Here is a 13,335-nt window from a genome sequence, read left to right as displayed (position 1 = left end):
TGATACTTTTATCTGTCGTATATCGGCAGTCTAAAAGATAAAGAGTAATTAATCTACTTTCATATAATCCAGGCTAAATGTTTTATCTATTCTTTTTAAAATACTTGTTCTGTAAGAGGGTGCAATAGATGAGATGGTTAAAATTTTATCTAGAGTGTCTCTTTTCTCATCAGGATGTGCAAATGCCATATTCGCTTCAAGAATAGATATTTTTGGTTCTTCACTAAAGACGATTTGTATATCATTTCCTGCTTGTATAAACCCTTCTTCAAGGACTCTATAATACCATCCTGTAAGTCCTGATGTATAAATTTCATCTGTAAATTTTTTATTGTTATGTTTTTTTGAGATTTTGTAGCATGGTTTTCTCGGCTGAGATACTTGAAGTAAAGCAGAACCTATTTTATGAATATCGCCTAAACAGACATTGCTTTCGTGAAGTCCGCTAACTGTAAGATTCTCAGCTAAAGCACCAAAAGAAAGATGTTTTACTTTTAAAAATTCAGTCCACTTTTCATAATTTTGGTAGCTGTTTGCAAATATGGCTTTTTCCGCTCCGCCATGATGTACCCTGTCAGCTACTTCATCACCTTTAAAGCCAAGTTTTCCAGCCCAAACCTTATCGTTTACAACCTCTTTAAACGAAGCACTCTCCCAATATTTTTCCAAAAACTCGCTAGACTTTTTATCTCCATATGATTTTACTTTTCCAATTTGGAGTGATATTACTCTGTTTTGCATATAATCACCTTCTTAAATATTTTTTATTTCAATAATTTCATAAGCCACTTCTTCGTACGGATGTGTTTCTTTTAATACTCTTACAGCTTTAAAGAGAAGCTCTTCTTTACAAATCATCTCAACTTTATACTCTTGAACTTTTTCTATTTTCTCAAGAGAGCCAATATATGGATTTGCTTTTTCTATAGGTTTGAATTGTCCAACTCCAAGAGTTTCAAAAGAGCAACACTCATAATTTTTATAGCTGCCAACACCTACAGCAAATAGCGCCTCTTTTACTCTCTCTTTATCTTCAGTAGGAACAAAAAAATTGAGTTTATACATCTAAAATTTCTTTAAATAAGATAGTAGTTTATCATCCAATTGATATTTTTTATTTGCAACTTCATCAATACTTTTGTACTCAAAACCTTTTTTTGTATAACATATTACACTCTCATCTCTGCCTTCAAGCATACCATCAAGAGCGTGATTTACAAACTTATATGCCATAAGTCTGTCATATATTGTCGGGTTTCCACCTCTTTGTGTATGTCCTAAAATGGTTGCGCGTGATTCAAAACCAATCTTTTCTTCAAACCATTTTGCAATCTCGCTTGATTCTTCTTTTATGCCCTCTGAAACAACAGCTATAAAATATCTTCGTCCGTTTTTTATCTGCTTTTTAAAACTCTTTTCATACTCTTTTAAATCATACTCTACTTCAGGGATAAGACAGAGTTCAGCGCCACATGTAAGAGCCGAAACCAATGCCAGATAACCACAGTCTCTTCCCATGGTTTCTATAACAAAAGCTCTTGAGAATGAAGCTGCCGTGTCTCTGATATTGTCTATTGATTCTTTGATGACATTGAGTGCGGTATCTACCCCTAAACAGTATTCTGTGCCGTTTATATCATTATCTATAGTAGAGGGAATACCGCAAAATTTTATTCCTTGTTCTTTGTAAAAGATATCCATTCCCCTAAATGAACCGTCACCGCCAAGAACAACCAACATGTCAATGTTGAGGGCATCAAGATTTTTTTTTGCAACTTCTCTAAACTTTTTCTCCATAAATTTTTTGCTTCTTGCAGAGCCTAAAATAGTTCCGCCTCGGTTGATGATTCCTGCTACATCTTTATGAGTTGCTTTTACTATTTTATTTTCAATAAGCCCCTTAAATCCGTCATAAACAAAGTAAGGCGTTAACTCCTTTTCTAATGCATACTCTACAAAATGTTTAATTGCGGGATTCATACCGCTAACATCTCCGCCTGAACATAAAATGGCTATATTTTTCATCTGCTTTTCTCTGTTTTCATTTTTTTAAGTTTACCATTTTCTAATCTCAAATTAGATAAAATTCCATAATTAATTTTCACAAGGTTATAAATGAAAAGAGCATTGGTAAGCGTTAGCAATAAAACAGGTGTTGTAAATTTTTGCAAATCTTTAGTAAAGAATGGTTTTGAAATTATTTCAACGGGCGGAACATATAAGATACTTCTTGAAAATGGTATAAAGGCTATAGAGATAGATGAAGTAACAAAATTTCCAGAGTGCTTTGAAGGGCGCGTAAAAACTTTAAATCCGTTCGTTCATGGTGGAATTCTGCATCGCCGAGACAAGCAATCTCACTTAGATCAGGCAAAAGAGCTTGGTGTTGAAGCAATTGATTTGGTTTGTGTAAATCTATATCCTTTTAAAGAGACAATAGAAAAAACTGATGATTTTGAAGAGATTATAGAAAACATCGACATCGGTGGACCTGCTATGGTTCGCTCAGCTTCTAAAAACTTTGATAGCGTTATGATTGTAACCGATGTAAATGATTATGTAAAAGTAATAGATGCGATAGAGAACGAGAAAAATACACTCGAGTTTAGAAGAGCTCTTATGATAAAAGCGTTTGAGCATACAGCAGCATATGATTCAATGATTGCAAACTACATGAACAAGCGTTTTAACGGCGGTTTCGGCGAGAAGCAGTTTATAGTTGGGAATAAAGTTATGGATACCCGTTACGGCGAAAATCCTCATCAAAAAGGTGCTCTTTATGAGTTTGACAAACACTACTCAGAGAACTTTAAAACTCTAAAGGGCGAAGCAAGTTTTAACAATCTAAACGACTTAAGCGGTGCTGTTAAAATTGCCTCTGCTTTTGGAGATGAGAATGCTGTCTGCATCACAAAGCATGGAAATCCTTGCGGATTTGCTATCCGTGACAATCTTGTAGATGCTTATACGGAAGCACTAAAATGTGATCCAGTTTCGGCATTTGGCGGTGTTGTGGCTGTTAATGGAGTAGTGACAAAAGAACTTGCACTTAAGATGAATGAGATATTTTTAGAAGTTATTATAGCCGGGCGTATTACGGAGGAAGCTCAAGAAGTATTTGCTTCTAAAAAAAGAATTAAACTATTTGAAATGGGTCATGATAAGCTAGTTCTTGCAAATGACGAAAAAGATTTTAAGCATATTGACGGCGGTTTTGTATATCAAGATGCAGATAAAGTAAATGATGATGAAGTAAAAAACGCAAAACTTATGAGTCAAAGAGAAGCAACTGCCGGTGAGAAAAAAGATATGGAGATAGCTTATAAAGTAGCATCTCTTACAAAATCAAATTGTGTAGTATATGTTAAAAACTCTGCTATGGTAGCTGTTGGTATGGGAATGACCAGCCGTGTAGATGCAAGTCAGTGCGCACTTAAAAAAGCAAAAGAGATGGGACTTGATGTAACTGGGGCTGCACTTGCAAGTGAAGCATTTTTTCCATTTCGTGACAGCATTGATGCTGCCGCTGCGGCAGGTGTTAAGAGTGTAATAGAACCTGGTGGAAGCATAAGGGATGATGAGGTTATAGCAGCTGCAAATGAGTATGGCATGTCGCTTTATTTTTCAGAGGTAAGACACTTTTTACACTAAAATTTTATCACCTTGTCAAGCATTTTGCTTGACATAATCTTTCATTATTTACATTTTTATTAACCTATCATAGATTATAATTTTTTATAAATTTTTTACAAAGAGATAAAAATGTTTAAAAGAGTTGGACTTTTTCTACTTACAAATTTGGCTGTAATAGTTGTAATAAGTATTATTGTTAATATTTTTGGTTTAAACAAGTTTTTAAATGAAAACGGGCTTGATTTAACTTCTCTATTTATTTTCTCACTTGTTATCGGTTTTAGTGGTTCTATAATTTCGCTTTTAATGTCAAAACAGATGGCTAAAATGGCAGTGGGTGCTAGGGTTATAACAAATCCTTTAAATCAAGAAGAATTTTGGCTGCTAGATACAGTGGCAAGACTCTCACATAAAGCTGGTATAAAGATGCCTGAAGTTGCAATATTTGAAGATATGAGCCCAAACGCTTTTGCAACGGGAGCTTTTAAAAATGACGCTTTGGTGGCGGTGAGCCGCGGGCTTTTAAGAAGCATGAATCAAAATGAAGTTGAGGCAGTTTTAGGACATGAGATTGGACATGTTGCAAACGGAGATATGGTGACTCTTACACTTCTTCAAGGCGTTGTAAACACATTTGTTATATTTTTTGCTCGTATTATCGGTTATTTGGTTGACAGAATTATACTTAAAAATAGAAGTGAAAATGTAGGTATTGGCTACATGGCAGCAAGCATTTTAGCCGAGATAGTCCTGGGTATTTTAGCAATGATGATTGTAATGGCGTTTTCAAGATACAGGGAATACAGAGCAGATGAGGCAGGTGCATATCTCTCTAGCAGAAAAAATATGATAGCAGCTCTGCAGGCTCTCTCAAGGTCAAAAGAGGAGCCGCATCTACCTGAACAGATAAAGAGTTTTGGAATAAATGGAAAAGGGTTGATGACACTATTTAGCACACATCCATCGCTTGAAGATAGAATAGATAAACTAAAAAAGTCTCTTTAAGGTTGATTGACTTTGACTCAACTCTTATGATATAATTTCACTTAATAAATAATAATATAAATTTTAGGAAAAATAATGAGCAAATCTTTATACGAAACATTAGAAGTCTCTGAAAACGCAAGCGAAGCAGAGATAAAAAAAGCATATAGAAAATTAGCAAGACAGTATCATCCGGATGTAAATAAAGACAAAGACGCAGAAGAGAAGTTTAAAGAGATAAATGCTGCATATGAAATACTTAGCGATAAACAGAAAAAAGCACAGTATGATATGCATGGAGACAATATGTTCGGCGGGCAGAATTTTCATGATTTTTCGCGCTCTTATGGTGGCGGACAAGCCGATTTAGATGAGATTTTAAGAAGTATGTTCTCAGGCGGGGGCTTTGGTGGTTTCGGTGGCGGAGGATTTAGCAGTAGCGGATTTGGTAATTTTGGGGGTGGTGGCTTTCAGCAGCAGCAGCAACAGCCAAATCTTGATATAGAAACAAATGTTACTATTCCTTTTAGCGTCTCTATTTTAGGCGGTTCGCACTCTGTTTCGTTAAATGGAGAGAGATTTGATATCAAAATCCCAGCCGGTGTAAAAAGCGGTGAGAAGATGCGTGTTAAAGGCAAAGGACATAAACAGGGTGGTAGAGCAGGAGATCTTTTTTTAAAAATAAGTGTAGCTTCTAATCCTGAATATATCAGAGAAGATGATGACTTAATAAAAAAATTTGATGTACCTTTATATGCAGCGCTTTTTGGAGAAAAAATATCTGTACAAACTTTAGAAAAAGAGATAAAGCTAAAGATTCCTCAAAATACGAAAAACGGGCAAAGATTCCGTGTAAAAGAGATGGGAGCAATGAACCGTAAAACAAAAGAGAGAGGGAATCTTTACTTAGAAGCAAATATAGTTTTGCCAAAAGTCGAAGATTTAGATGAAAAATTGGTAGAACTAATGAAAGAAAAATTACCTAAAAATTAAGGATAAAAAGATGATACACCAATATGATGAACCGGTTTATTTGATTAGTATCGTTGCAAAAGTTTTAGATATACATCCGCAAACTCTAAGACAGTATGAGAGAGAAAATCTTATTACTCCTTCAAGGTCAAATGGTAGAATAAGACTCTATTCTCAAAGAGATATAGACAGAATAAAATTAATTTTAAGATTAACCCGTGAACTTGGTGTGAATTTGGCTGGAGTTGATATAATTTTAAGATTAAAAGAGAATGTTGAGAGCATGGAACAGGATATTAAAGAGCTTAGAGAAGAGATTTTAAAAGCAAAAAGTTCCAGCACCATTTCACATGACAAAGCATTAGTTACAAAAAAAAGTATTTATGAGATGATCATTTTTGAAGATTGATCACTCTTTCAATCTTTCTATATCTGCACCAACATTTCGCAACTTTTCTTCTAAAGAGTCGTAGCCCCTATCAAGATGATATATACGATGAACATTGGTTATGCCTTCTGCTACAAGACCTGCTAAAACAAGTGCACTGGAAGCTCGTAAATCTGTTGCCATAACATCAGTTCCGCTTAATTTTGACTTTCCGTTTATAGTTGCAACATTTCCGTTTAGTGATACATCTGCACCCATTCTTTGAAGCTCACTGACATGCATAAATCTATTTTCAAAAAGTTTCTCTTCAATAATAGAAGTCCCTTTTGCTTGTGTAGCAAGCACTAAAAATTGAGCTTGCATATCAGTAGGAAATGCAGGATACTCCTGAGTGGTTATTTTAGCAGGTTTAAGACTTTTCGCTGGATGAATCGTGATGGTATTATCTGTGATTGTAAATTTATTTCCCATCTCTTCCAATTTTGATAAAACAGCACCAAGATGTTTTGCATTTACATCTGTTAATGTAAGCTTTGATTTGGTTATAGCAGCTGCGCATAGATAGGTTCCTGCTTCTATCCGGTCTGGGATAATAGTAAAATCATCTATATTTAAAAGTTTTCCAGAAGTTCCGTGAATAGTCAATACCGCAGTAGCAATACCCTCTATCTTAACGCCGCTCGCATTTAAGATCTCACAAAGTTGAACTACTTCAGGCTCTCTGGCAGCATTTGTAATGGTTGTGACTCCATCTGCCAAAGCTGCTGCCATAACAATATTTGCGGTACCCGTAACAGTTATTTTATCAAAAATTATATTGCAGCCTTTTAACCCATTTGGGGCAGTAGCATGAATATAACCGGCTTCTATATTTATAACAGCACCCATCTGTTCAAGCGCTTTAAGGTGCAAATCAACAGGTCTTTGTCCTATTGCACAGCCGCCAGGCAAAGATACTTCACAATGTCTAAACCGTGCTAAAATCGGACCTAAAACAAGTATGGAAGCACGCATTGTCCTTACTATATCATATGTTGCTTTTGTTTCACTCAGACAAGAGGTGTCAATAGTTGTAATATTTTCATTCTTTGTCCATGTAGATGAACATTTTGCACCTAAGTTTGATAGTAATTTTAAAAGAGTATTTATATCTACAACATGAGGTAAATTTTTAATAGATACACGATTTTTTGCCAATATACTCATTGCTATTAATGGCAAAGATGCATTTTTGGCACCAGAAATTTTTATTTCTCCATGCAGAGAATCAGCTTTTTTTATTTTTAAGTAGTCCATTTTTTTCTTTTTTTTTAAATGCATAATTATAACTAAAATAGTTTAGCTTTTGGGTATAATCTCTATAAGTAAAGATAGGAATAGTTATGAATTCAGCTTTGGATAGATTAAAAAATTTAACAAATAAAATTTCTAGTTATGAGCGTGCGAGAAAAGAGAATTTAAATTTATTGCAAAATTTATATAAAGAGTTAGGCATAGATCAAAAGGTTGAAGAATTTAGCGAGCTTTTTAATTTTAAAGCTATAAATTTATCAGGAGCATCACTTCTTAGTGAAAATTTGGGTGAGATAAAAAAAGGTAAATATTTACAGATTTTGGCAATCGGTTATGATAAAAATGCTGTTATAAAAAGTAAAAATATATCTTTAGGCTATTTTGGAAAAGCTGAGAATGTAGATACAGATCTAAAAAACAAAATTGTAGAATTTATTATCCGCTTTAGGTTTGAGAAAAGTTTTATAACACTTGAACACTATTATGGAATGTTAGAATCTTTCAAAGATGATGTTTAGATTTTTAAGTATTAAAGATTAAAGTATGTTAATATTTTTGGATTTGGAAACTACAGGGTTAGATAGCAGTGATAAAATCTGTTCTATAGGTTTAATCTCTGTTGATAAAAACAAGGTGGTCTCAAAATATGAACTTGTAAATGAAGGGAAAAAAATCTCTTCGAAAGCTTCAAGTATAAATCATATTACAAATGAGATGATAAAAGGAAAACCACCTTTAAAAGAGAGCGATGCCTGGAAATTTTTACAAGAGCATAACAATGAAAATTCAACAATTATAGCTCACAATGCAAGTTTTGATCTAAAGATGTTAAATGCATGCGGATTTAAATGGTATGGTAAAATTATTGATACTCTTCGTGCTACAAAACACTTAATTCCGGAGTGTGAGCACTTCTCTTTACAATTTTTAAGGTATGAGTTAAAACTCTATAAAAATGAGAAAAAAGAGGCTTTGAAATGTTCTTTGTCAATGGTTGAAAATGAATTTATTGCGCATAATGCGCTTGCTGATGCGTTATATGTAAAACTTTTATATGATTATCTTTTAGATATGAAAACAGATAATGAGTTACTTGAGCTTAGTTTTAAACATGTGCTGATTGAGAAATTTGATTTTGGTAAATATAGCGGGCGTTATATAGAAGAGATAAGTATGTGCAACAGAGGATATTTGGAGTGGTTATTGGTAAATGTGACTGATATGGATGAAGATTTAAAATATAGTATAAACAAATATTTAGATATTAAATCTTCTTTTTGATGTGTTATACTTCTTTTTAATTAAAAATATTGACAATTTGTAAATCACCGTTGATAGAATGTTTTAAAGGTAGTATGACAGTTTTATGAAAAATAAAGAAATAACTAAAAAAATAATATCTGGGAAGTTTAAAAATAAAAGTTTAAAAATTCCATCAAAAACTACAACAAGAAGTTCAAAAGCTATAGTTTTGGAATCCTTTTTTAATACAATTCAGTTTGAAATAATAGACGCAACTTTTGTAGAACTCTTTTCAGGAAGCGGTTCTATTGGTCTTGAAGCACTTAGCCGCGGCGCAAAACATGTTATTTTTATGGAGCGTGATCGTGATGCGATAAAAATTTTAAAAGAAAATATCCAGCAGACTGATCCGGCTTTGTGTGAAATTTACAGTGGTGATACATTTATCAACATTCAGAGTGTTGTAAAAACTTTGCAGAGAAAGAGTGAAAAGGCATATTTTTATATAGATCCTCCTTTTAACATAAGAGAAGGGATGGAGGATATATACGATAAAACTATTGATTTGATAGCTTCTTTGCCAAAAGAGTGTGTAAAACTTATAATTATAGAGCATATGAGCGGTTTAGAAATTCCAGATACAATAGGTCCGTTTTATATCATAAAATCAAAAAAATTTGGAAATACAACTTTAACATATTTTAAAAGTAAAGATATAGAATGACTTATATTGTGATATATATTAACTATAGTTCACTGAATTTTACACAAAGAATTTTAAATGCCTAAAGTTAGTATTTTTATACTTGTTTTTGTCTTTATAATATCTTTTTTTGGTTCTAATTTTTACTCGGTTGATGCCTATATGTTAGATAGCAATGCTATTTTAGTTCCGCCTTCATGGGAACATCTTCTTGGCACTGACAGACTTGGCAGGGATATTTTTGCACGACTTATTGAAGGCGGAAAAGTCTCGCTTATTATTGGTGTAGGAAGCGCTTTTATTGCTTCAATAATAGGATTGATTTTGGGTTCTACGGCTGGATATTTTCGAGGAAATATAGATAAGGGTTTTGTTGTTTTAGTGGATCTGTTTTTAACATTTCCTACATTTTTTTTATTACTAGCGCTTGTTAGTTATGTTAATGCTTCAGCATTGGTTTTAATTGTAATTATTTCTATAACAGGCTGGATGACTACAGCAAGACTTATACGCTCTGAGAGTTTTCAAATAACATCTCAACCTTACATAAGAATACTCAATATTGCAAAAGTAAGCAGATTGAAGATACTTTTTAAATACTATGCGCCGCTTTTAGCCCCTATATATTTTGTCAGTTTTACATTTGGTGTAGGCGGTGCTATACTTGCAGAATCAGGACTTAGTTTTTTAGGACTTGGAATTGTGGCACCGCAAATGAGCTGGGGAACAATTTTAAGCAGCGGAAAAGATGTTATGGAGATTGCATGGTGGGTGAGTTTTTTCCCCGGTCTTATGATATTTTTGGTTACATTTTCACTTATAAATATTTCAAATTATCTGCAGCACTTAACAAATAAAAAAGATATTCAACAAAAATAAGTCAAAAAAAAGAGCAAAAGAGATAAAATGCATTTATATAAATTTAGGATAAATTATGATTTTAATGATAGATAATTATGACAGCTTTACTTATAATATTGTGCAATATTGCAGAGAATTAGGAGCTGATCTTAAGATTATTAGAAATGATGAATTGAGCGTTGAAGAGATAGAAGCTCTAAAACCTGAAAAAATCATTATATCACCAGGTCCTGCAACTCCTGATGATGCGGGTGTTACGCTTCAAGTAATAGAGCATTTTAAAGATAAAGTCCCTATTTTGGGAATTTGTCTCGGTCATCAAAGTATTGCACAGGCTTTTGGAGCAAAAGTTGTTCGTGCCAAAAATATGATGCATGGCAAAACCTCTACCATGAAAAGAACAAAAGAGTGTGAAATATTTAAAAATATTCCAGAAGAGTTTATTGCAACTAGATATCACTCTTTAATAGTAGATAAAAACTCACTTCCGAGTGAGATAGAACCAACAGCGTATAGCACGGATGACAATGAGATAATGGCACTAAAAGTTAAAGGTAAAGAGATATACGGTGTTCAGTTTCATCCTGAATCTATAATGAGCCAATATGGGCATGAAATAATAGGAAATTTTTTAAAAATATGAGTATTAGATACATCTTGTTCTTTATTTTAGGATTAGATGCATTTGTTCTTGTATTTCAGACTAATGAATTGTCCATATCTTATAATGAGGCGCTCTTATTAAGTGGTGATTTTTCGTTTTTGCAACTTTTTATAAATAGCTCAATTATGCTATTTGGGCAGAATGATTTTGCTCTACGCTTGCCTATGATAATTTTGCATCTATTTAGTGCACTGCTTTTGTTTAAAATATCTAAAAACTATATAAAAATTGAAAGAAATAGGATTTGGCTGCTTTTAATTTTTATCCTGTTGCCTGGGGTTATAAGCTCAGCTATTATAGTTAATAGTGCTGGCTTGATTTTGTTTGGATTGTTGCTTTTTGTATACTTATATGAAAATTATTCCATAAAATATAGTTATGTTTTACTTTTATTTTATATGTTCATTGATGGCAGTTTTGTAGTTCTTTTTATGGCACTTGCACTTTTTTCTTTGTATAAAAAAGAGAAAACATTTTTTTTATTTAATCTTATATTGCTTTTAACATCACTCTCTATTTACGGCATTGACACACATGGCGCGCCAAAAGGATATTTTTTAGATTCTATCGGAATATACGCAGCAATATTTTCTCCAATCATTTTTATATATCTTTTTTATACACTATACAGAAGATATTTAACTAAAGATTTTGATATATTGTGGTTTATTGCAACTACAGCACTTATTTTATCACTTCTTTTGTCATTTAGGCAGCGTGTTGCCATAGAACATTTTGCACCCTATGTAATACTTGCACTTCCGCTTATTGCACAAACTTTTGAACATTCATATAGGGTTCGTTTAAATATATTTAGAAAAAAATATAGATGGGCATTTGGTGTATCTTTAATATTCTTATTGATAAATAGTTCAGTCGTATTTTTCAATAAATATCTATATCATATAATAGAAGATCCAAAAAAACACTTCTCTTATAAAATGCATGTTGCAAAAGAGTTGGCAGAAGAGCTTAAAAAAAGAGATATATATTGTGTCAAAAGCGATACTAAAATGGCAAAAAGGTTAGAATTTTATGGTGTAACAAATTGCTACAACTATTTAATTCAAGAGAATCCTTTAGATTCTATTCATCCAAACAATGTAACAATTAGTTACAAAAATGTAATTGTTTATTCTGCTAATGTTACGAAAATAAACATAAATTAAATCTATATAGTAGTTAATCTATAGAAATAGCCTTAGATTGATTTTCATGTGATACCATTTTATAAAATATTAAAAACAGGGAGTTGCAATGGCTCAAAAAGCAATTAGGGAATTTGACGCTAAGTCAATTTTAGCTAAGCATTGGGATAAGTATTTTCCAGGTTTTACTTATGCATATGAAACAGTTTTGGTTCAAAATGGATCAGAGCTAAAGAAAGCTGCAAAAGAAAAAACATGGTTAAAAGAAAAAGCATTAGTTGCTAAACCAGATATGCTATTTGGTAAAAGAGGAAAGAATGGTTTGGTTCTGTTTAAAGATGCTAAGCCGGGCGATGTATCTTTAGCAAAAGCATCATCTTGGATTGATGAAAAATCTTCTGAAAAACAATCAGTTTATTTTTCATTTGACGGCGACACTCCAACAGGCGAAGCAAAAGTTGATATGCTTACTCACTTTGTCGTTGAGCCGTTTACTCCACACTCTCAAGAAGAGGAGTACTATATCTCTGCTACATGTGTCGGGGATGATGATGTTCTTTACATGTCTGCTGAGGGCGGTATGGAAGTTGAAGAGAATTGGGATAAAGTTATAGAAGTATCATTTCCAATTACTGCAACTGAAGAAGAGATCGCTGATAAGATTAGAAAAAACATTCCTAAAGATGTTGCAAAAAATGATAAAGAAGCGTTTGCAGAGTTCGCGATAGGCTTCTTTAAAGCTTACAGAGAGTTAAATTTTGCATACCTAGAGATCAACCCGTTTGTTTTACAAGGCAAAAAAGTTGAGCTTTTAGATATGGTTGCAAAACTTGATGATACTGCCGGATTTATGATGAGAGAGCAATGGGGTGATGTTGATTATCCAACTTCATTTGGTATGGAAGAAAAATCTCCTGAAGTTTTAGCTATCGAAGATGCAGACAGCAAATCAGGTGCTTCGCTAAAACTTACGATTCTTAAGCCAGAGGCTAGAATCTGGACAATGGTTGCAGGTGGTGGTGCATCAGTTGTTTACGCTGATACAATTGCTGATTTCGCAGGTATTGAAGATCTTGCAAACTATGGTGAATATTCGGGCGGACCAACTACAGGTGAGACAAAGTTTTATGCTGAGACAATTTTAGATCTTATGACAAGAGAAAAAGATCCAAAAGGCAGAGATAAAGTTCTTATTATCGGTGGTGCGATTGCAAACTTTACAGATGTTGCAAAAACATTTACAGGTATTATACAGGCATTTGAAAATTATGCTGAAAAAATGAAAGAAGTGGGCATAAAAATTTATGTAAGACGCGGTGGACCAAATTATGAAAAAGGTCTTAAAGATATTAAAGAAGCTGCTGACAAATTAGGTCTTTACATAGAAGTTTATGGACCAGAAACACATGTGACAGATATTGTTCGTATGGCACTGGCTAAGTAAGGA

At 33.2% G+C, this 13,335-nt stretch carries 15 protein-coding genes; 11 read left to right on the top strand and 4 right to left on the bottom strand.

Annotated features, from left to right (window positions below; translation table 11 throughout):
• Nucleotides 1-48: 48 nt before the first annotated feature.
• The 3 genes from CVO_RS07120 to CVO_RS07110 are packed head-to-tail and all read right to left on the bottom strand — an operon-like array spanning nt 49 to nt 2,025.
• Nucleotides 49-741 carry an MOSC domain-containing protein gene (locus CVO_RS07120; protein WP_152298864.1) on the bottom strand — a complete coding sequence of 231 codons (693 nt, stop codon included), beginning with the start codon at nt 739-741 and terminating at the stop codon, nt 49-51.
• Nucleotides 742-753: 12 nt separating this feature from the next.
• The gene (locus tag CVO_RS07115) at nt 754-1,065 is read right to left on the bottom strand and encodes a YqfO family protein (protein ID WP_152298865.1); all 312 of its coding nucleotides are present in this window, start codon (nt 1,063-1,065) and stop codon (nt 754-756) included.
• Nucleotides 1,066-2,025 (bottom strand): 6-phosphofructokinase, encoded by a 960-nt coding sequence (locus CVO_RS07110; RefSeq protein ID WP_152298866.1) that lies wholly within the window; start codon nt 2,023-2,025, stop codon nt 1,066-1,068.
• Nucleotides 2,026-2,115: 90 nt separating this feature from the next.
• Between CVO_RS07110 and purH the strand changes: the two genes are divergently transcribed.
• The 4 genes from purH (at nt 2,116) to CVO_RS07090 (ending at nt 5,998) form a co-directional block, all read left to right on the top strand.
• The gene (gene purH / locus CVO_RS07105; RefSeq protein WP_152298867.1) at nt 2,116-3,651 is read left to right on the top strand and encodes a bifunctional phosphoribosylaminoimidazolecarboxamide formyltransferase/IMP cyclohydrolase; all 1,536 of its coding nucleotides are present in this window, start codon (nt 2,116-2,118) and stop codon (nt 3,649-3,651) included.
• Between the two features lie 111 nt (nt 3,652-3,762).
• Nucleotides 3,763-4,638, top strand: a complete 876-nt coding sequence (gene htpX / locus CVO_RS07100; protein WP_159571179.1) for a protease HtpX — start codon at nt 3,763-3,765, stop codon at nt 4,636-4,638.
• A 75-nt stretch (nt 4,639-4,713) separates the two neighbouring features.
• On the top strand, nt 4,714-5,610 hold the full coding sequence (locus CVO_RS07095) for a DnaJ C-terminal domain-containing protein (protein WP_159571177.1): 897 nt from the start codon (nt 4,714-4,716) through the stop codon (nt 5,608-5,610).
• 10 nt (nt 5,611-5,620) lie between these two features.
• Nucleotides 5,621-5,998, top strand: coding sequence for a heat shock protein transcriptional repressor HspR (locus CVO_RS07090; protein ID WP_159571175.1), 378 nt, complete (start codon nt 5,621-5,623; stop codon nt 5,996-5,998).
• Here CVO_RS07090 and murA read toward each other — a convergent pair whose 3' ends face one another.
• Nucleotides 5,999-7,273: a UDP-N-acetylglucosamine 1-carboxyvinyltransferase gene (gene murA, locus CVO_RS07085; RefSeq protein ID WP_159571173.1), complete on the bottom strand. Its 1,275-nt coding sequence runs from the start codon at nt 7,271-7,273 to the stop codon at nt 5,999-6,001.
• An 86-nt stretch (nt 7,274-7,359) separates the two neighbouring features.
• Between murA and CVO_RS07080 the strand changes: the two genes are divergently transcribed.
• The 7 genes from CVO_RS07080 to CVO_RS07050 all read left to right on the top strand — a co-directional run bounded on the left by CVO_RS07080 (nt 7,360) and on the right by CVO_RS07050 (nt 13,332).
• Nucleotides 7,360-7,788: a hypothetical protein gene (locus CVO_RS07080; RefSeq protein ID WP_152298872.1), complete on the top strand. Its 429-nt coding sequence runs from the start codon at nt 7,360-7,362 to the stop codon at nt 7,786-7,788.
• Between the two features lie 25 nt (nt 7,789-7,813).
• A complete protein-coding gene (locus CVO_RS07075; RefSeq protein ID WP_159571170.1) occupies nt 7,814-8,551 on the top strand; it encodes a 3'-5' exonuclease in 738 nt (245 codons plus the stop codon).
• A gap of 85 nt (nt 8,552-8,636) precedes the next feature.
• Nucleotides 8,637-9,236: a 16S rRNA (guanine(966)-N(2))-methyltransferase RsmD gene (gene rsmD / locus CVO_RS07070; protein ID WP_159571167.1), complete on the top strand. Its 600-nt coding sequence runs from the start codon at nt 8,637-8,639 to the stop codon at nt 9,234-9,236.
• Nucleotides 9,237-9,293: 57 nt separating this feature from the next.
• On the top strand, nt 9,294-10,094 hold the full coding sequence (locus CVO_RS07065) for an ABC transporter permease (protein ID WP_159571164.1): 801 nt from the start codon (nt 9,294-9,296) through the stop codon (nt 10,092-10,094).
• Nucleotides 10,095-10,149: 55 nt separating this feature from the next.
• Nucleotides 10,150-10,719 (top strand): anthranilate synthase component II, encoded by a 570-nt coding sequence (locus CVO_RS07060; RefSeq protein ID WP_152298895.1) that lies wholly within the window; start codon nt 10,150-10,152, stop codon nt 10,717-10,719.
• Nucleotides 10,716-11,909 (top strand): hypothetical protein, encoded by a 1,194-nt coding sequence (locus CVO_RS07055; RefSeq protein WP_152298896.1) that lies wholly within the window; start codon nt 10,716-10,718, stop codon nt 11,907-11,909. Before CVO_RS07060 ends, CVO_RS07055 begins: the two co-directional genes overlap by 4 nt.
• 88 nt (nt 11,910-11,997) lie before the next feature.
• Entirely contained in the window at nt 11,998-13,332 is a 1,335-nt protein-coding gene (locus tag CVO_RS07050; RefSeq protein WP_152298897.1) for an ATP citrate lyase citrate-binding domain-containing protein, read from the top strand.
• Nucleotides 13,333-13,335: the final 3 nt, after the last annotated feature.

It is taken from the genome of Sulfurimonas sp. CVO, from assembly GCF_009883775.1.
GTDB classification, from domain to species: Bacteria; Campylobacterota; Campylobacteria; order Campylobacterales; family Sulfurimonadaceae; genus Sulfurimonas; species Sulfurimonas xiamenensis.
The sequence above is the reverse complement of the archived record's forward strand: the minus strand, read 5'-3'. Positions and strand labels throughout refer to the sequence as shown.